This is a genomic window from Ekhidna sp. ABH4_415 (genome assembly GCF_056161305.1).
In genome coordinates this window covers 251,067-270,766 of sequence record NZ_JBSWYW010000006.1, presented here as the reverse complement: position 1 = coordinate 270,766, position 19,700 = coordinate 251,067, and the positions used below count along the sequence as shown (strand labels likewise).

The window sequence follows — 19,700 nt, the reverse complement described above, 5'->3', positions numbered from 1 at the left end:
GGACTTTTTTATTTTTATAGGAATGAGACAAAACATTCCATCAGGAGCACGCTGGGAAGATGAAGTAGGATACTCCCGAGCAGTAAGAATTGGAAACACGATAGAAGTTTCCGGAACAGCCCCTGTTCGTAATGGACAGACGGTAGGAGATAGTCCCTATGAGCAAACCAAGGTATGTCTTGAGATTATTAAAGAAGCTTTAGAGAAAGCTGGCGCCAAATTGGAACATGTTATAAGAACACGTATGTACGTAACTGATATCAACCAATGGGCGGCTATAGGTAAAGCTCATGGTGAATTTTTCGGTGATATAAAACCAGCCACTACAATGGTAGAGGTAAGTTCCCTGATTGAAAAAGATATGCTAATAGAGATAGAAGCGACTGCAGTTATCTCATGACAACATCATAAATAAAAGTTGCTGCAAGCTTAGCTGTTCGCCCGTCATCGTATTGCGGACTCAATTCAGCTACATCAAAGCTGACCACTTTTTCAGATTGCAAAATTTTGTTCATCAATGGCTTAATATGATGCGGCAAAGCACCATAAGGGTTAGCTGCACTAACACCGGGAGCTATCCCTGCAGAAAAGACATCCAAATCCAAAGTAATGCACACTCTATCCATTTGGTTAATGAAATAGTCAATGCGAGCGAGAAGGTCCTCTTCAGACTCTTCCAATAGCTCTTCCATCGAAATGAAGGATTGATTTTTCTTCCGCATTAATTCAAACATTGAAGCAATGTTTACCGCTTCATTAACACCTATGGGTAGGTAATGAAAGTTTTCACTTTCTTCAAAAAGCTGACGAGCCCAACTCCCCGAATGTGCACCCTGAGGATATTGCCTCAGGTCAAAATGAGGATCGAAATTGATCATTCCAATTTTCTTGTCAGGAAAGGCGTCCAAAACACCTTTTCCGTGAGAGTAGCTGATCTCATGACCACCACCGAGTAAAACAGGAAAAGATCCATTTTTAACTATGCTTGTAACATACCTGGCAAACTCTTTCTGCGCATTTTCCAATTGATCTCCACTAACTACGACATCTCCAACATCCGTTAATCGCATTTCATCATCAAAATGGATCGCCAGATTCACCATTGCTTTTCGGATCGCATCGGGTCCCTCCACAGCACCTGTTCTCCCCTGGTTTCTTTTGACTCCCAAATCGGAGCAAAACCCGAGAAAATTTATGCCTTCCGGAACATTCGCATTCAGATCACCTACTTCCACTACCTGGTGCCAAACATCCCGAATAGAACCAGGGTCCTGTCTTCCTTTCCAAATCGATTTATTACCCGGCTTATACATGCTTTACTTGTTTTCCATTCTTCCAAACCATATCTGGTTTCACCTTCCCTTGATTGTAAAGTATTTCGCGGTAATCATCAAATGGGTAAGCGATAAAATCTGCTTTCTTACCTGTTTTGATTCTACCACGATCACTCAGCCCCAAAGCATATGCAGCGCGAAAGGTCATGCCGGAAAATATCTCTGCTGAAGACAACTTTTCATAAATACCCAGAACAGCCGCCTGAACCAACAAGTCTCCCATTGGAGCTGATCCCGGATTCCAGTCAGTGGAAATGGCTACAGATGCACCTGCATCCAGCAACTTTCTGGTAGGTGTAAACTGCATCCCCAAACCAATGGATGCTCCGGGTAATGCGACGGCCACCGTTTCAGATTTTGCCAAAAGTTCCACTTCCTTCTTAGTACTTGCCTCTAAGTGATCCGCACTTTTTGCTCCTAATTCCACTGCTATCTGGCTTCCTCCTGTGTGAAACTGATCGGCATGTATGGTCAAATCAAAACCCAGATTCTTAGCTGCCAACATGTAATCTTTAGCGATTTCTACCGGAAATGCTGAAGGCTCAACAAAAATGTCTACGCGATTGGCAAGTCCTTTGACCAGTAGCTGCGGTAAAAGTTCTTTTTCCAGATAAGTCAAGAATTCCCTCTTATCCTTGAATTCTTTTGGACAAACGTGTGCCGCCAGACAGGTTGGAATCAAGTCTGGATCTACGTCTGCTTTCGCATTCTTAACAACATTCAACACCTTTAGCTCATTCTCTACATCCAGTCCATATCCACTTTTTACTTCTATGGTAGTGACCCCATCATTGAGATGGCGATTTGCTCTTTTTATCAGCCCCTCCCTCAATTTATCTGCAGAAGCTTTTCGAGTCTTTTCCACTGAATCAAAAATGCCTCCACCCTGCTCCAGAATTTTCTCATAAGATTCTCCGGACATTCGAAGGGTATAGTCTCTTGCTCTGGTTCCTCCCCATACCAAATGGGTGTGACAATCGACAAGACCAGGGAGCAAAATGTGTTCGCCTGCTACCTCCTCTATTGTAGAGGCGTCCGATCTTAATCCCTCAAACTCACCTACTTCTAAAATTTTTTCTTCTTCGATCAACACACCTCCTTTTTGGATAATATCCAGTTTATCATCTCCTATAGCCCCTTTTAGTGGGGTGTTAGCAAGTGTAATGATCTCCTTAAATGGCCCTATTAATTTAGACATGGTACGAAAATTGAAAAGATGGTAAAAGTTACGATTTTTGCGAATGTACCACGAACCCATTTGAACATGAAAAAATACCTACTCACTTCTACTTTCATCCTCCTTGCTTTTTGTACCGTGGCACAGTGGGGAAGTTTTGGTTTAACCTTTGGACTTCCAAGAAATGAATTCAGAGAAAACACCGACGCGACCGGATTTGGTGCCGACCTTTCCTTTGGGATCCCTTTTCAAAAAGGCTTTCCAGTATCATTCGGACTGGACCTAAATTACATCGTGTATGGACGGAATACACAGGATGAAGATCTGACGGCCGAAATAGTTGCCAATGGTCAGGTAATTGATCAACTCAATATTCCCTTGAGAATTGTCAATACCAATAGCATTTTTGGAACGCATGCTTTAATCAGAGCTCAGGCACCATTTGAATTGGTGCAACCCTATGTAGAAGGATTAATCGGATTCAGGTACATCTCTACTAATACCAAAATACTGGACCGCTCTGACGACAGAAGATATGCGAGAGAGGAAGACAGTGATGTAATATCCAGAAAAACTGTCCTTGATGATTGGATTTTCAGCTACGGCTGGGGTGGTGGCTTCATGATTAAAGTAGGTCCCAAGTTTTTTGTGGATATCCGGGCTGATTATTTCAAAGGAGAGCGCGCGCAGTATTACGATGGAGACGATACTGAATCATGGACGGTAGAGTTTACTGGATCCTCAGAAAATTACGATCGTGAAAATCTTTCTCCTGGAGATCTTGCTTACGAAAATCAACCCAGAGAATCAACTACTGATCTTTTAATGCTGAAGTTCGGCATAGCTTTTAAGTTCTAAGGGAAGAAGCAATGAAGCATAACTATTTATGTTACTCACTGTTTCTCATTTTTCTGGCCCTCTCGTTCTTACATTTCTATTGGGCATTTTTTGGTAACTGGGGTCTTGAGCAAGCCCTTCCAAAAAATGTTGACGGCAGCCCTGTACTCGCCCCTACAAGTATTGATTCGGCAATTGTTGGTGCTACACTTTTATTCTTTGCTTTGTTCTATTTATTTCAAACCTCACAGGTCATAAAAATACCTAAATGGATTAATCGAACTTTTGGATGGATCATACCAATCATCTTCTTAATACGGACGATCGGGGACTTCCGCTATATAGGTTTTTTCAAAACAGTGGACTCAACCCCATTTGCGCAGGCTGATTATCTTTTTTACTCCCCACTTTGTCTACTAATTTCCATTTTAGGATTCATGGTGCTGAAGAAAAAAGGCGCTTAGTAGCCATATTTTTCCTTCCATCTGGCCTTTAGAAATTTTCTTAATTCTTCTTCCCTGGCGTTCTGTCCAGGTTCATAAAGTTTCATTCCTTTAATTTCATCAGGTAAAAACTCCATCTCAGCAAAATTTCCAGGGTGATCGTGCGCATACTTATATCCCTTTCCATACCCCTGATCTTTCATCAGTTTCGTTGGAGAATTTCTGATCGCCATTGGTACCGGAAGATCACCGGTTTTTTGAACCAATGCTTGTGCCTGATTGATCGCCATGTAGCTGGCATTACTTTTTGGTGAAGAAGCCAGGTAAGTCACACATTGTGAAAGGATGATTCTCGATTCCGGATATCCAATCATATTGACTGCCTGAAAAGCATTAGTGGCCATTACAAGGGCCGTAGGATTCGCATTTCCAATATCTTCAGAGGCAAGTATCACCAAACGACGGGCTATGAATTTTACATCTTCTCCGCCTTCGATCATTCGGGCCAGATAGTAAACCGCAGCATTCGGATCGCTCCCTCGAATGGATTTAATAAAAGCAGAAATGACATCATAGTGCATCTCTCCTTTCTTATCGTATAGTACCGTCTTACGCTGAGCTGCCTCGATCACTTTTTCATCCGTGATAACTTTCTGTTTTCCATCATCACTTTTGATGACCAATTCCAGCAGGTTTAATAGCTTTCTTCCATCTCCTCCGGAAAGATTAAACAGTGCTTCTGTTTCTTTTAAGACTACCTCCTCCTTCTTAAGCTCATCATCCTGCTGCAAAGCCTTTTCAACAAGGGTTAGTAGGTTTTCCTTCGTGAGAGCGTTGAGTGTGTACACTTGCGACCTGGAAATCAACGCTGAATTCACCTCAAAACTTGGATTCTCAGTGGTTGCACCAATTAAAGTAATCACGCCTTTTTCAACTGCACCAAGCAAGGCATCCTGCTGTGCTTTATTGAAACGATGAATTTCATCAATAAAAAGGATCGCCTTGTTACCCCTACCTGCTAGCTGAATTACTTCCCTTACTTCTTTTACTCCGGAGCTTATCGCGCTCAGCGTATGAAACGGTCTTTTCACTTCATTGGCAATGATGTTTGCGATGGTGGTCTTTCCGGTACCCGGAGGTCCCCATAGAATCATAGAAGGTACCTGACCGGAACTAATCGCTCTTCGCAATACGCCATTTTCGCCTACCAGGTGTTCTTGCCCCACCAGGTCGGAGAGTTTGGAGGGTCGCATACGTTCAGCAAGAGGGGATGTGTCTTGAAACATGAAGTAAAATTATGAGAAATCTGATTCGGAAAAATTTTATCTTTATAGAATGTCGGGAGTAGTTCGAGTCAGCGATAAAAACAACCAATCAAAGCGATATCAACAGATTGTATCTGAGTATTTCTCACGTGAAGAAATTGATTCACTTTTAAGAAAGTCAGACCTTAAAGCAGCATGGGAAGTATTCAAAGTTTGGTTCTGGATTGGTTTTGCTTTTGCGATTGTGGTTATCTGGCCCAGTGCTCTATCAGTTATCATAGCTCTTATCATTATTGGAGCCAAACAGCTGGGTTGCGCCATCATCATGCATGATGCGTCACATTACACCCTCTTTCATTCGAAACGTCTCAACAACTTCATTGGAAACTGGTTTGGGGCATTTCCAATCATTCACAATATCAACCAATACCGTCCATACCATCTGCAACATCACCTGGCTACAGGCACAGATGAGGATCCGGATATCAATCTGACAAAAGGTTACCCTACCTCCAAAAAGAGCATGATTCGTAAGTTTTCAAGGGATCTTTCTGGTGTTTCCGGAATGAAAAACTATTTCGGACTATTGGCTATGCATCTTGGTTTTCTGAAATACAATCTGGGTAATTATGTGGAAAAGGTGGTGAATGAGCAACGTGGTTATTTATGGAAAAACGGGATCAAGAATCTTTGGGGACCAATTGCATCGAACTTAATTATACTTGGACTCTGCTGGTTATTTGCAAGTCCATGGCTATATCTTTTGTGGCCTGTGGCCATGCTTACGACTTACATGTTCATCCTCCGGGTTCGATCAATGGCAGAGCACAGTATGGTGAAGGATAGAACAGATCCATTACAAAACTCCAGAACCATTAGAGCAAACTGGTTAGAAAAATTCTTATTCGCACCACTCAATGTCAATTACCACCTGGAGCATCACCTACTTTTTACCGTGCCTTCTTATAATTTCAAAAAGATGCACCAAATGCTAAAAGAAAGAGGGCTTTACAAAGAAGCAAACTACAGCTTTGGCTATGGTGAAATAATCCGAAAAGCAGCAAGCGTAAACTAAACCCCAGCTACTTTTACGCAGTGAATTGGGACTCAATTAAAACCTACATCGCGCTCACTCTCGTGAGCCTTTTCTATGGCATCAACTACAGTGTCTTAAAAATAATCGTCCCTGATTTCATTGGTCCATATGGGTTCATTGTATTCCGAGTAATTATCGCTGCTGCCATTTTCTGGATGATCCATTTATTCAATAGAGAGAAAATCAATTGGAAGAAGGATGGGTGGATGCTTGCGCTTTGTGCTCTAACCGGTGTAGCCATTAATCAATTGCTTTTTTATAAAGGACTTAGTTTGACATCTGCTGTCAATGGCTCCATCATCATGACCTTAACCCCTGTTTTGGTATTGATTTGGGCAGCTCTGCTCATTGGTGAAAGAATCACCCGAACAAAAATCATAGGAGTAATTATAGGCCTCATTGGAGCTGTGATTATTCTTTATCAGCCAGACACTATTGTGACTTCAGGTGACTGGCGAGGAGATATACTTGTGCTTGTCAATGCAGCCAGCTACGCATGCTATTTGGTTATTGTAAAGCCACTAATGAAAAAATACAGGCCCATGACGGTTGTTACCTGGGTTTTCACTATTGCCATTTTATTTGTGCTTCCCGTTGGATCATTTCAAGCACTGGAGGTTGATTTTGGCACACTCCCACCTAAAGTTTGGTGGAGCATAGGATACGCCATAATCATCGTTACTGTTGTGGTTTATTTCCTGAATGCATGGACCCTGGTAAGGGTCAACTCGTCAGTTGTGGGTGCATTTATCTACCTACAACCTGTTTTTGCTTCCTTAACAGCTATTCTGTTTTTTGGAGAGATTTTTCTACTGAAGCACCTTATAGCAGCATTTTTTGTGTTTGTTGGTGTGTGGTTAGTTACGAAGAAATCTTCGAAATAGCCAATTCAAACTTATCCAGATCTTCGCTTGTAAAATCGCGGTGCGTAACGAACCTAACCAACTCTTTGCCAAAACCAACTGCCAAAACATCCTGTTTTTCCAGTTCATCTAGCAGCCACTTTTCAGATTTGCCCTCTACCAGCTTGCCAATCACAATATTCGTGTCTACAGGCATCACTTCCTCAATAAAAGGAAGGGTTTTCAAAACTCCGCCAATTTTTTGAGCATGCTGGTGATCCTCGGCTAATCGATCGATATGGTGATCTAGCGCATAAATACAAGCTGCGGCCAGATACCCGGCCTGACGCATACCCCCACCAAATACCTTTCGTACTCGTTTGGCCTCCTTGATCTGTTCTGAAGTACCCAACAAGACAGATCCTACAGGGGCACCCAACCCTTTGGAAAAGCAAATGGAAATGGTATCGAATAGTTTCCCATATTCTTTTGGACTTTCGCCTGTTTTCACAATCGCATTAAAAAAACGAGCGCCATCGAGATGAAGCTTTAAGTCATTGTCACCACAAACCCCGCTGATTTTTTTGATCTCTTCGATATCGTAAATTGATCCACCACCTTTGTTCATCGTGTTCTCAAGGACCACCAATTTTGATTTAGGAAAATGGATATCATCCGGATTGATGCTATCAGCAATCTGCTCAGCGGTTATCCTCCCTCGATCCCCCTCAAGTAGCTTGGGCGACAGCATGGAATTATACATCATTCCTCCACCTTCATATAAATACACATGAGAATGCTTATGACAGATCACCTCATCCTGAGGACGGGTATGAATGCGCATACCTATTTGGTTGGTCATCGTTCCCGAAGGACAGTAAAGTGCATCCTCCATTCCAAACATTACCGCAATTTTTTCCTGCAGGGCATTGACAGTAGGATCGTCTCCAAACACATCATCTCCAACCTCAGCCGTCATCATCACTTCTAGCATTTCTGGAGTTGGTTTGGTAATGGTATCGCTACGCAAATCAATCATAGGTGTTGTAAGTTAAAATCCAGTCGGAATGTTTGAATGGTTCCCATTTGACACTGGCAAGGTCAACATTAGGATCGATGAGATGTTTTCTCGGTCCTCCGTTCAAAGAAACTTTAGCTTCAGCAAAAACAGAAACATCTTTTCCCTCTTTTGCATAGGCTTCTTTGAGTTTCTGAGCAAACTGCCAAATCATATCAGGCTTCCCGAAAATGGTTGTTCGCTGCTCCCGAGAAAGCCAATCTCTCAAGTTAATTTTCTCCCTCTCATCTTTGCCTCTTTCCAAAACATAGAATTTGACATATCCTGATTTTACCCGCAGCATCATCCGCCATGACAAGCGATGTGCTTCCTCCGTCCAGGAGGCATTCCCTTTATAAAGAAAATGTCGCAAGGGTAAAAGGAGATGAATACTGAAATAAGCGATAAGAACATATGTCCAACCCAGAGAAAGCTTCTTTTGAATTGAATATACCTTTTCCTTTTTCCTGAAAAAAATACTCCTGATCGTTTCAGGTGGAAAAAAGAAGACCGTAAAACCAATCATTAAATAAGGAAAAATGCCGATCTGGAAAATGGCAGAATTAGCCAGGTTGAAAATAACTGACAATACAAAACCCAGTTTCCTCGTCTTCGGATGAAGAAGCAAAAAAACAATGGTTCCATCATAAATAATGCCTCCCCAGGCAATGAAGTATTGAAACCATTCTTCTTGTAAGAGTGGGCCAATCAACCAATAATTTGCTTTGTACTGGAACCAAATCCCAATGGGCTTGGCCAAAGCCCAGTCTGCATGCATTTTATTGAAGCTTGCATAGAGGTACACAATAGCTACCTGAATAATGAAAAACCAATGACAAATTCTGGCACATGTCTTTTTAGAAATGGTTAGTCCCCATTTCACATCCAAAGAATAACTTTTATGAGCAGGTAGAAGGAACATCACCCATCCAAGCAACACCAATAAGTAATAGTGATTATTGTAATGGGACTTTTGCATGAGATAAACCATGGTCCACAATCCAGCAAAAACAAACGTAGTGGCCCGGTAGAAGAGTCCCATCATAATACTGAGGCCGGCCACCCCCATTACAATGAAGTAGTAGATCATCCCATCACCGCTCAATGGCTGTAGCCATTCAAAACCAATAACAGTAAAGGTGAAACTAGGCTCGATAAATGTTTCCTGAACCCATCCCGTGAAAATTGCTCCGAAACTTTCTGCAGCTGCCAGCATTCCAAAGACCATCCTAAACAGTACCAGCGGACTGTTGTCTACTTCAGTGCCAAAAAATGTTCGCGCAGAGGAAAGCATACTTAGTGTTTAGACTGTGAAAATAGAAAAAGGAGCCCGAAAGCTCCTTTAATTCTAAACCTAAGTAAATATGAAGAGGATTAATTACTTACTATTTATAACGATCGCATCTATCTGAAGTTTAGCGATTTAACGATCTTTAACTATTGGACAAGCTCACTCGTCGAAAGTTTAATCATCTAAATGATGCGATCACTTAAAATAAGTCGCGAAAAGTGTGCCAAAACCAACCGGAATCAGAAGAATATTTTTACACATTCTGAAAGAAAGACCATTTATCAAGATTTTATGAGCCGCAAATGGACGAAGTAATTGGCAGACAGATTTAATCGTATATTTTTGCGGAAAATCTAAAAGAAATGAGTGTTCTTGTAAATAAAGATTCCAAAATCATCGTACAGGGCTTCACTGGCTCTGAAGGTACTTTTCACGCCGGTCAAATGATCGAATATGGCTCCAACGTGGTAGGTGGCGTCACTCCGGGCAAAGGAGGCCAGACCCATCTGGAAAAGCCAGTATTTAATACCGTAAAGGAGGCTGTTGATAAAACCGGTGCTGATGTTACCATCATTTTTGTACCACCAGCATTTGCAGCTGATGCGATCATGGAAGCGGCTGATGCCGGCATTAAAGTGATTGTGACTATCACCGAGGGTATTCCTGTGAAAGACATGATGAATGCCAAGCCATATGCGAAATCAAGAGGTGCGGTACTTGTTGGGCCAAACTGTCCGGGAGTAATTACGCCGGAAGAAGCAAAAGTGGGTATCATGCCGGGCTTTGTCTTCAAGAAAGGAAAAGTAGGAATCGTATCGAAATCAGGAACATTGACCTACGAAGCAGCAGACCAGGTAGTAAAAGCCGGAATGGGTATTTCTACTGCTATCGGTATCGGAGGTGACCCAATCATCGGAACATCTACAAAAGAAGCTGTACAAATGCTGATGGAAGATCCGGAAACTGACGGAATCGTGATGATTGGTGAGATTGGTGGTTCATATGAAGCAGATGCAGCCCGATGGATCCAGGAAAACGGAAATAAAAAGCCTGTTGTTGGATTCATTGCAGGACAAACAGCTCCTCCGGGAAGAAGAATGGGTCACGCTGGAGCGATCATCGGAGGAAAAGATGATACGGCAGAAGCAAAGATGAGAATTATGGGCGAGTGCGGATTGCACGTGGTAGAGTCTCCGGCTGATATCGGAGCAGTGATGAAGAAAGCATTGTCATAATTGACAATTAAAATAAAAGAACTTAAAAGGCCTCAGAGAGGCCTTTTTTTATGTCTACTCAAAATGATATAAGAATATCATCGTAGCTGTAAAAGCTGGTTTCTTTTCTCCTTTAATTTCCAGCAAAGCTTCCACTTCTGCTTTGGAAATCCCTCTCAGGTTAGCGAGTGATTTTAGTGTTGCAGTAAGCTTAATTTCATCATTCACTTTCACCGCCTGACCAAACTTGAGCTTATCAATTCCATAATTCACCAACATCTTCACATTGTTGAACTCAGCAATTTGCTCCCACAAATAGGGCATCAGTGAGAGTGTCAAATAACCATGAGCAATGGTAGTGCCGAACGGACCGTCCTTCGCTCGCTCAGGATCCGTATGTATCCATTGGTGATCCAAGGTGGCATCCGCAAACTGATTGATCTGTTCCTGGGTGATTTGATGGTACTCAGACTCACCCATTACTTTTCCTAAATATTGCTCAAACTCCTCGTGATTATTGATGATAAGTTTACTCATGATTCTCTGTTAGGTCAAATTTTCATTTCAAAACCAAAGGTAGAACAGTATGTTAAGAAAAATTCATTTTGATTTTCAAATAAATTTTTCTCTTCAAACTTGAATCAGCAATACGACTAGTTATAAAATTTGTTAAGGATTGATTAACAACATGTTATAATCAACAAATTAATTCAATAAATATTTATTTCTCATAACGTTATATAATTCTTTTATCATCCCCCACTGAAATTTTCTCTGAATAAAATTTGGAGAAACCAAAAATCCTGCTCTACGTTTGCATCATCAAATCGATAAGGTATCGATTTATAAAGAAGCGCCGAGAGACAGGCTCCATGACGCGCTAGCAACCCTCCGAAAATCGGAAACGGTGCTAATTCCTGAACGATAAATTGATTGCTATGAACAAACAAAATCACATCGTTCCCAAGGTAACTGACAAGATGGTCAGACAGGGAAATTGCGTTTCCTCATCAATATTCCATTTCATCTGCATGTGTTGCTGTTATAGCAACAGGTAATTCACATTTGATCCATTAGGGTTTGCGATCATCTTAGGACTGAAGTGCGTCTTCGTCCGGAAAAATCCTTTCATAAGTCAACTTTTCAGTTACTTGTGAAAAATCCACACCTTCTCATTTTCATTAATCAAAGAATTACAAATCATGTCACAAGAAATAAAATTTTCCATCAGCTCTGTGAGTGAATCTCGAGCAAAAACACGTATTCAAGCCAGAGGTTTCGATCTCACTGTCGATGAACCAGAAGCCTTAGGCGGCACCAATGAAGCGCCAAATCCAGTAGAATATGTCCTTGCGGGATATGCAGGATGCATCAATGTGGTAGCTCACATCATTGCCGAAGAACTGGACTTTTTTCTCGAGAATCTTAAAATCAATATAGATGGATTTCTCAACCCAGGACGACTGTTCGGAAAGTCTCTTGAGGAAAGGGCAGGCTACAAGCAAATCGATGTTCGACTGGAGACCACCTCACAGATAGACCCAGAACTTAAAAAGCAATGGCTCAAAGAAATCTCTCATAGATGTCCCGTCAACGATAATCTGTCTAACCCTACACCCATTTCATTTTCAATTAACTAAAACGAATATATCATGTCACAAGAATTAAAATACGAAACACTACAATTACATGCAGGTCAGGAAATCGATGAAACGACGAGATCCAGAGCAGTGCCTATTTATCAGACTTCCTCTTATACTTTCAAGGATTCTGAGCATGGGGCGAACCTGTTTGCTTTGAAGGAATTTGGAAACATCTATACGCGGATCATGAATCCAACCAATGATGTTTTCGAAAAGCGTATTGCCGCTTTGGAAGGTGGGGTAGCTGCACTGGCAGTGGGTTCCGGTCAGGCGGCTCAGTTCATCGCGTTGAACAACATCCTTCAGGCAGGAGATAATTTCATTTCCACTTCCTTTCTCTATGGCGGAACCTACAATCAGTTTAAGGTTGCGTTTAAGCGACTGGGAATTGAAACACGATTTGCAAAGACAGATAAAGCCTCTTATTTTGAACGACTGATCGATCAAAATACGAAGGCCATTTATCTGGAAACGATCGGAAATCCGGGATTCAATATTCCTGATTTTGAGGCCATAGCTGAAGTTGCAAAAGATCATGATATCCCACTCGTTGTTGATAATACTTTTGGTGCTGCCGGGTATCTCTTCAGACCATTGGAGCACGGAGCTTCCGTGGTAACCGCCTCCGCAACCAAATGGATTGGCGGTCATGGCACCTCCATCGGAGGAGTGATCATCGATGGTGGAAGCTACAACTGGGGCAATGGGAAATATCCCCAATTCACTGAGCCATCAGAGGGATACCATGGATTAAAATTTTGGGAAGTTTTTGGTGAAGGAAACCCTCTGGGCTTACCAAACATTGCGTTTGCAATCAGAGCCCGGGTAGAAGGTCTCCGGGATTTCGGACCTGCTTTGAGCCCCTTCAATTCCTTTCTATTGCTGCAAGGATTAGAAACACTTTCATTGCGCGTGCAACGAACGGTAGACAATGCTTTGGAACTAGCTACCTGGCTGGAACAGCACCCACTGGTGGAAAAGGTCAACTATCCTGGGCTAACTTCCAGTCCGTACCATGAGCTCGCCAAAAAATATCTAACAAATGGATTTGGTGGGGTATTCTCATTCCAACTCAAGGGAGAGAAAGAGGAAACTACTCAATTCGTTGATAACCTGAATTTAGTAAGTCATCTAGCGAATGTAGGAGACGCAAAAACACTCATCATTCAACCATCTGCTACCACTCATCAGCAACTATCAGAAGAAGAGCAAAAAGATGCTGGTGTTTTCCCTAACCTGTTGAGAGTCTCCGTAGGAATTGAGCACATCGATGATATCAAATCCGATTTTGAACAAGCATTTGAAAAAGTCTATGCAAACGCTGCTAACGTCTAAGTCATTTGGTTTTAAGGTTGAGGAACCTTTGGTCCTGGAGTGTGGAGAAACGCTCCGGGATCTTAGGATCCAATACACCACGTGGGGGGATTTGAGTGCGGATAAATCCAATGTGGTCTGGATCTTTCATGCCCTCACCGCAAATAGTGACCCTTCCGAATGGTGGGAAAATTTCTTTCCTGAGGATAGTCCAATCAATCCAGCAAAAGACTTTATTGTGTGTGCTAACGTGCTTGGGTCATGCTATGGCAGCACAGAACCAAAAGGATTTGATTTTCCATTGATCACTATTCGGGATATCGTGGAAGCACACAAACGTTTAAAAGATCATCTTGGAATAGAGAAAATCAGCCTGGGCATAGGTGGATCATTGGGTGGTCAGCAATTACTGGAGTGGGCGGTACAAGAGCCGGATCTTTTTGAAGTAATTGTGCCAATAGCAACTAATGCCAAACACTCGGCATGGGGCATTGCATTCAATGAAGCCCAACGAATGGCCTTACAAGTTGATCCAATTAATGGATTGGAAACAGCAAGAGCAATTGCCATGCTTTCCTATCGACATTACGATACGTATGAGGTGACACAGACTGATCAAGATGGAAGAAAGGATGATTTTTCTGCTTCCTCCTATCAGCGATATCAAGGAGAAAAGCTAAGCAAACGATTCAGTCCGTACAGCTATTATTTCTTATCCAAAGCAATGGATAGCCATGACGTAGGACGACATTTCGGAGGGGTAGAAAAAGCACTCAATCGAATTCAATGCAGAACAATTACCATCGGATTGGATACTGATATTTTGTTCCCGATTCATGAGCAGGAATTTTTGACTCAACATATATCAAACAGCTCGGTGCATTTGATATCTAGCCTTTACGGTCACGATGGATTTTTAATAGAGACGGAACAGATTAATGACATTTTACAAAAGGTATTACAATGAAGTCAGCCCGAAAAATAGGTCTATTTGGCTTTGGCACAGTCGGAAAGGGATTTTACGAGAATCTAAAGAAACAACCGCATTTGCCTGTGAGCATAGAAAAGGTTTGCGTGAAGCGATTGGATTTGCCAAGAATCGGTCACGAGCTTTATTTCACAGATAATCCGGATGAGCTGCTCTCTGATCCTGAACTTGACATCATTATTGAGTTGATCGATGATGCAGAGGCAGCTAAAATTTACATTGAACAAGCCTTATTAGCTGGCAAAGATGCAATTAGTGCGAACAAAAAAATGATTGGCGAATCACTTCAAGAGGTAGCCAGATGGCACAATATCCACCCGTCGGCTTTTTTATATGAAGCAGCAGTCGGTGGTGGCATACCTATCGTCCATTCTATTGATGGCTTTTTGCATGATCAGGAGGTGACAGCCATTCGAGGTATTCTTAATGGATCTTCCAATTACATTTTGACTCAGATGCAACTAAATAATTGGACGTTTGAAAAAGCCCTTTCAGATGCTCAATGGAAGGGATTTGCTGAGCGAAATCCTGTTTTAGATGTGAGTGGAATTGATGCCTCTTATAAACTATCTATCCTAGGTTATCATGCTTTTGGTGATCTCCCTTCAATGAAAAGTTTTGAGATTGAAAGCATCGAAAGCGTCACCAAAGAGAACATTAAAAAAGCTAAATCAAAGGGAAGAAAAATAAAATCAGTCGCTACCCTTAAAAAAACAGGTCATGAGATCATTTGCTCAGTAAAACCAGAAACAATAGGCCCAAATGATGAACTCTACTCGGTCGATTTTGAGAATAATGCAGTCAGTGTTGAAACACTAATAAGCGGGCGACATGTATTTGTGGGAAAAGGTGCGGGCTCACTTCCTACTGGATCCGCAGTACTGGAAGATTTAAAACGCCTCCTCCAAGGCTACAGTTATCAGGTTAGTAAAAGGGTTAGAACTGTAGCATAAAAAAGCCCCTGGCAATTTTGTCAGGGGCAATATTCCAATTTCAAACTTCTTCTTAAAGATGAATCACTTCATCATAGGCAGCAGCTGCTGCTTCCATTACTGCTTCACTCATGGTTGGGTGAGGGTGTACCGTTTTGATGATTTCATGGCCGGTTGTCTCTAGTTTTCTGGCTGCCACAGCCTCAGCGATCATCTCTGTTACATTAGCTCCAATCATATGTGCGCCTAGCCACTCGCCATATTTTGCATCGAAGATCACCTTAACAAATCCATCTGACGCTCCGGCTGCTTTTGCCTTCCCTGATGCTGAGAATGGGAACTTACCCACTTTGATTTCATAGCCGGCCTCCTTAGCAGCTTTTTCTGTATATCCTACAGATGCTATTTCTGGAGAACAGTAGGTACATCCAGGGATGTTATTGTAATCAAGTGGTTCTACATTCATGCCTTTAATCTTCTCAACACAGATGATTCCCTCAGCTGATGCTACATGAGCAAGTGCCTGTCCTTTTACTATGTCACCAATCGCATAAACGCCATCGACATTTGTTTTATAGTAGTCATCAACAACTACTTTTCCTTTCTCAGTTTTCACGCCAACATCTTCCAGTCCAAGGTTTTCAAGATTTGTAGCCACACCTACAGCAGAAAGCACCACATCACAATCAATTTTTTCTTCGCCTTTCTTCGTTTTCACCGTCACTTTGCAGCCTGATCCTTTGGTATCAACCTTCGTAACCTCTGAGCTGGTCATGATTTTCATGCCTGCCTTCTTATAGGTTCTTTCCAGTTGCTTGCTCACTTCTTCATCTTCTACCGGTACTATTCGATCCATGAATTCAACAATGGTCACTTCTGTACCGATTGATTTATAGAAATAAGCAAACTCAACACCAATCGCTCCGGAACCAACTACCACCATTTTCTTAGGTTGCTTATCCAGCACCATTGCCTCCCGGTATCCAATGACTTTCTTCCCATCGATAGGCATGGAAGGAAGTTCTCTTGATCTTCCTCCTGTTGCAAGTATGATGTGATCCGCATTATAGGTAGTTACCTTACCATCTTCGGCCTTCACTTCTACTTTCTTACCTTTCTTCAGTGTGCCATGTCCAGCGATGTGATCGATCTTGTTTTTCTTGAAAAGGAACTGAATTCCCTTGCTCATTCCTCCGGCTACCTCACGGCTTCTTTTTATCATTCCTGAGAAATCAGCTTTTGCATCCTTCACTATGATCCCATAATCTTCCGCATGGTTGATGTATTCAAATACCTGAGCACTTTTCAAAAGTGCTTTTGTAGGGATACAACCCCAGTTCAAACACACCCCACCAAGCTCTGCCTTTTCTACCACACCCACCTTCATTCCAAGTTGGGATGCCCTGATAGCTGCTACGTACCCGCCAGGTCCACTTCCGATTACAATTAGATCATATTTAGATGCCATGCTGTATTAGATTTTAAATTGAGGCGCAAATTTAACTCGAAAAGTTGTGGAAAATAAGTAGGTGAGCAGTCTTCTATCTCTCATTATCTTTGACGTTCAAAAATTTTGAATCACTCACACAGAACTATTGGAATGAAATTACTAGAAGGAAAAACAGCACTCATTACCGGAGCATCAAAAGGAATAGGAAAATCTATTGCAGAGCAATTTGCATCACAGGGAGCTAACGTAGCATTTACTTATCTATCCAGTGTAGAAAAGGGAGAAGCTTTAGAAAAAGAGCTTGCCGCGAAAGGCGTCAAAGCCAAAGGATATAGATCTGATGCATCCGACTATCAGGCTGCTCAGGACTTGATCAACAGCGTTGTGGAAGATTTCGGTTCGCTGGATATCCTTATAAATAATGCAGGTATCACTAAGGACAACCTACTCATGAGAATGAGCGAGGAGGACTGGGATGCCATCCAAAATATTAATCTCAAATCTTGCTTCAATACTGTGAAAGCAGCATGCCGAACCATGATGAAGCAAAGAAGCGGTTCTATCATTAACATGTCATCGGTGGTTGGTATAAAGGGAAATGCAGGCCAGGCCAACTATGCTGCCTCTAAGGCTGGAATTATTGGTTTCACCAAATCTGTGGCACTGGAATTAGGATCTCGTGGTATTCGATGCAATGCGATTGCTCCTGGTTTCATTGAAACGGAAATGACTGACGCATTGGATGAAAAAACGGTGCAGAGCTGGAGAGATGCCATTCCTTTGAAAAGAGGCGGGTCACCGGAAGATGTAGCTAACGCCTGTGTTTTCCTTGGATCAGATATGTCTTCTTATATATCAGGACAGACCATCCAGGTAGACGGTGGAATGTTGACATAACGAATAAATCAATTTAAATTGAAGCCCGCAGTTGCGGGTTTTTTTATTGCCTTAACAATCAATTAAACTATTTGGAGATTTTTTATCATTTATTTTATAATAATTGATTTAAATTTCCTGTTAGATATTCAAACAGCTCCGAATGCCTTTAAATGAATTAACCAGCGCACTAGGAAAAAAGCGAGCTGCTCACCTGCTTCGTCGTACATGTTTCGCAGGATCAATTGCAGAAATTGATGCTTTCGCGGCACTTACACCGGCACAGGCAGTAGACCAGCTGTTCAGCGCTACACTTCCGGATCCGGTTTTACCGATCGATCCTCTTACAGGAAATGAATGGATCACTGGTGCATTCGCTCCTGAAAGTGAAGGATTTGAATTGGAAAGATATTTTTTGGCCTGGCACATTGGACAAATGCTGGGCAATGGGATCGACGATTCTGTAAAGCTCCCTTACATTTTTCGCGAGCGGCTGGTCTTTTTTCTCCACACTCATTTCACTACAAAACGATCGGTTGTTGGAAGCTCTCGAGCATTGTATTACCAGCAAGCTCTATTCAGATTGTTTGCATTTGATCAGGAGGATATCACAATCCCAGCAGAGGACCCAATGGACCCTGACACCATTGTGCCAAGGAATTTCAAACAGCTTACGAAAAAACTTAGTGTGGACAATGCGATGCTCGTTTTCCTTGATGGAAGATTCAACGTTAAGGGCAGTCCAAATGAAAATTACGCAAGAGAATTACTAGAACTTTACTCAATTGGCAGAGGCCTTGAAGGAAACGTACCTGAACCTGAGTTTCAGGGAGATTACTTCTATTTCACAGAGGAAGATGTGCAGGCCGGGGCTCGGGTGTTATCCGGGTTTAACGTAGATCAAACCTTCTCTAATATTGATGAAGAGACCGGGCTTCCTCGAGGTGTTGTTCGTGGTGGAACCATAGCAACCAGTCATGAAGAAGGAACGAAGACTTTTAGTTCCAGAATGGGAAATGGAGTAGTAACTCCCGATACTGACCTAATGCAGGCAGGCAACCCTACTGAGGAAAGTGTACTGGATGAGATCAGTCAGTTTGTGGATTTGATTTACGATCAGGACGAAACCCCAAGAGCTATTTGCAGAGAAATCTACCGCTTCTTCGTCTATCATCAGGTGGATCAAACCTTGCAGGATGACATCATCCAGGACATGGCGGATATATTCATTGCTAATGAATTTAAGATTCAGCCAGTATTGGAGGCACTATTTACTAGCGAGCACTTTTATGAAGCTGATGCAGGAGAAGATGACAACAATTTTGGTAGCATTATTAAATCACCAGTTGATCTAGTTCTTGGGTTTGCCAGAAATTTTGAGATTCAGCTACCAGACTATGAAACAGAGCTCAATGACTATTACGAGTTTACGATTGACCTGCTCCGTGAAATTGATGTTCAGGGAATGGATTATTACGAGCCATTTGAAGTGGCAGGGTACGCGGCATATCATCAGTTCCCTATCTTTAACAGAAGCTGGATCACTACCAACTATCTGACTAATAGGTACAATTTTATAAGAGGTGCTCTATCCGATGGCACAAATATGGAAATGGGTCAGGTAAACGTACTGGACTTTGTGACAAACAATTTTGATATCGGCACTATTCGAATTGCCGAAGATTTCATCATCGCAGTTGCGGAATACTTCCTTCCAAACTCTGATAACCTATCATTCGATACGGCTGGAGGAGAGTTAACCACAGAACGACTCAACTATTTTAAAACTGCCATGTTTGAATTCGCCATTGATGCCGATCCGGAGGCGGCCTGGACGACCCGATGGGACGGGAATCTGGACGCAAATACAAGAGCCAATCAAATTGTCGATCTCTTAAATGCAATGTTGCAATCACCTGAATATCAGCTAATGTAAAGAGG

The 19,700-nt window shown here is 42.1% G+C and carries 19 protein-coding genes and 1 riboswitch; of the genes, 12 read left to right on the top strand and 7 right to left on the bottom strand.

Translation table 11 applies throughout. From position 1 onward, the window contains the following. Positions 1-22 precede the first annotated feature (22 nt). Complete coding sequence (locus ACXAH9_RS12430) at positions 23-400, top strand: RidA family protein (protein WP_474895185.1); 378 nt, start codon at positions 23-25, stop codon at positions 398-400. Here ACXAH9_RS12430 and hutG read toward each other — a convergent pair. Both hutG and hutI read right to left on the bottom strand, forming a co-directional pair. Further along, entirely contained in the window at positions 390-1,313 is a 924-nt protein-coding gene (hutG, locus tag ACXAH9_RS12425) for a formimidoylglutamase (RefSeq protein ID WP_474895184.1), read from the bottom strand. The genes ACXAH9_RS12430 and hutG overlap by 11 nt on opposite strands. Beyond that, positions 1,306-2,532 (bottom strand): imidazolonepropionase, encoded by a 1,227-nt coding sequence (gene hutI / locus ACXAH9_RS12420; RefSeq protein ID WP_474895183.1) that lies wholly within the window; start codon positions 2,530-2,532, stop codon positions 1,306-1,308. Before hutI ends, hutG begins: the two co-directional genes overlap by 8 nt. A gap of 66 nt (positions 2,533-2,598) precedes the next feature. Here hutI and ACXAH9_RS12415 point away from each other — a divergent pair, with 66 nt between their 5' ends. Beyond that, positions 2,599-3,369 (top strand): hypothetical protein, encoded by a 771-nt coding sequence (locus ACXAH9_RS12415; RefSeq protein ID WP_474895182.1) that lies wholly within the window; start codon positions 2,599-2,601, stop codon positions 3,367-3,369. Between the two features lie 11 nt (positions 3,370-3,380). Then, complete coding sequence (locus tag ACXAH9_RS12410) at positions 3,381-3,812, top strand: DUF3995 domain-containing protein (RefSeq protein ID WP_474895181.1); 432 nt, start codon at positions 3,381-3,383, stop codon at positions 3,810-3,812. Here ACXAH9_RS12410 and ACXAH9_RS12405 read toward each other — a convergent pair. Further along, positions 3,809-5,077 (bottom strand): replication-associated recombination protein A, encoded by a 1,269-nt coding sequence (locus ACXAH9_RS12405; RefSeq protein WP_474895180.1) that lies wholly within the window; start codon positions 5,075-5,077, stop codon positions 3,809-3,811. The two genes, ACXAH9_RS12410 and ACXAH9_RS12405, sit on opposite strands and share 4 nt — an antisense overlap. A gap of 49 nt (positions 5,078-5,126) precedes the next feature. On the opposite strand from ACXAH9_RS12405, the gene ACXAH9_RS12400 reads away from it, so the two are divergent. Next, entirely contained in the window at positions 5,127-6,131 is a 1,005-nt protein-coding gene (locus ACXAH9_RS12400; protein ID WP_474895179.1) for a fatty acid desaturase family protein, read from the top strand. Positions 6,132-6,151: 20 nt separating this feature from the next. Further along, the gene (locus ACXAH9_RS12395; RefSeq protein ID WP_474895178.1) at positions 6,152-7,036 is read left to right on the top strand and encodes a DMT family transporter; all 885 of its coding nucleotides are present in this window, start codon (positions 6,152-6,154) and stop codon (positions 7,034-7,036) included. Here ACXAH9_RS12395 and ACXAH9_RS12390 read toward each other — a convergent pair. Beyond that, positions 7,014-8,033, bottom strand: a complete 1,020-nt coding sequence (locus tag ACXAH9_RS12390) for a threonine aldolase family protein (protein WP_474895177.1) — start codon at positions 8,031-8,033, stop codon at positions 7,014-7,016. The two genes, ACXAH9_RS12395 and ACXAH9_RS12390, sit on opposite strands and share 23 nt — an antisense overlap. Beyond that, on the bottom strand, positions 8,026-9,345 hold the full coding sequence (locus tag ACXAH9_RS12385; RefSeq protein WP_474895176.1) for an HTTM domain-containing protein: 1,320 nt from the start codon (positions 9,343-9,345) through the stop codon (positions 8,026-8,028). Before ACXAH9_RS12385 ends, ACXAH9_RS12390 begins: the two co-directional genes overlap by 8 nt. Positions 9,346-9,704: 359 nt before the next feature. On the opposite strand from ACXAH9_RS12385, the gene sucD reads away from it, so the two are divergent. Further along, positions 9,705-10,577, top strand: a complete 873-nt coding sequence (gene sucD / locus ACXAH9_RS12380; protein ID WP_474895175.1) for a succinate--CoA ligase subunit alpha — start codon at positions 9,705-9,707, stop codon at positions 10,575-10,577. A 54-nt stretch (positions 10,578-10,631) separates the two neighbouring features. On the opposite strand, the gene ACXAH9_RS12375 is transcribed toward sucD, so the two are convergent. Continuing rightward, complete coding sequence (locus ACXAH9_RS12375) at positions 10,632-11,093, bottom strand: MaoC family dehydratase (RefSeq protein WP_474895174.1); 462 nt, start codon at positions 11,091-11,093, stop codon at positions 10,632-10,634. A gap of 303 nt (positions 11,094-11,396) precedes the next feature. Then, a riboswitch (SAM riboswitch) is annotated at positions 11,397-11,501 on the top strand. A 257-nt stretch (positions 11,502-11,758) separates the two neighbouring features. Between ACXAH9_RS12375 and ACXAH9_RS12370 the strand changes: the two genes are divergently transcribed. From ACXAH9_RS12370 to ACXAH9_RS12355, 4 genes are read left to right on the top strand one after another with little or no spacing between them, the layout of a single operon-like run. After that, positions 11,759-12,196 (top strand): OsmC family protein, encoded by a 438-nt coding sequence (locus ACXAH9_RS12370; protein ID WP_474895173.1) that lies wholly within the window; start codon positions 11,759-11,761, stop codon positions 12,194-12,196. A gap of 12 nt (positions 12,197-12,208) precedes the next feature. After that, positions 12,209-13,534, top strand: coding sequence for an O-acetylhomoserine aminocarboxypropyltransferase/cysteine synthase family protein (locus ACXAH9_RS12365; protein ID WP_474895172.1), 1,326 nt, complete (start codon positions 12,209-12,211; stop codon positions 13,532-13,534). Further along, a complete protein-coding gene (locus ACXAH9_RS12360) occupies positions 13,512-14,480 on the top strand; it encodes a homoserine O-acetyltransferase family protein (protein ID WP_474895171.1) in 969 nt (322 codons plus the stop codon). The genes ACXAH9_RS12365 and ACXAH9_RS12360 overlap by 23 nt, the downstream gene beginning before the upstream one ends. Further along, complete coding sequence (locus tag ACXAH9_RS12355; RefSeq protein WP_474895170.1) at positions 14,477-15,454, top strand: homoserine dehydrogenase; 978 nt, start codon at positions 14,477-14,479, stop codon at positions 15,452-15,454. Before ACXAH9_RS12360 ends, ACXAH9_RS12355 begins: the two co-directional genes overlap by 4 nt. A gap of 52 nt (positions 15,455-15,506) precedes the next feature. Here ACXAH9_RS12355 and lpdA read toward each other — a convergent pair whose 3' ends face one another. After that, complete coding sequence (gene lpdA, locus ACXAH9_RS12350) at positions 15,507-16,901, bottom strand: dihydrolipoyl dehydrogenase (RefSeq protein ID WP_474895169.1); 1,395 nt, start codon at positions 16,899-16,901, stop codon at positions 15,507-15,509. 132 nt (positions 16,902-17,033) lie between these two features. Between lpdA and fabG the strand changes: the two genes are divergently transcribed. Together fabG and ACXAH9_RS12340 are read left to right on the top strand one after the other, a co-directional pair. Beyond that, positions 17,034-17,780 (top strand): 3-oxoacyl-[acyl-carrier-protein] reductase, encoded by a 747-nt coding sequence (gene fabG / locus ACXAH9_RS12345; RefSeq protein ID WP_474895168.1) that lies wholly within the window; start codon positions 17,034-17,036, stop codon positions 17,778-17,780. Positions 17,781-17,922: 142 nt separating this feature from the next. Beyond that, positions 17,923-19,695 carry a DUF1800 domain-containing protein gene (locus tag ACXAH9_RS12340; protein ID WP_474895167.1) on the top strand — a complete coding sequence of 591 codons (1,773 nt, stop codon included), beginning with the start codon at positions 17,923-17,925 and terminating at the stop codon, positions 19,693-19,695. Positions 19,696-19,700 lie beyond the last annotated feature (5 nt).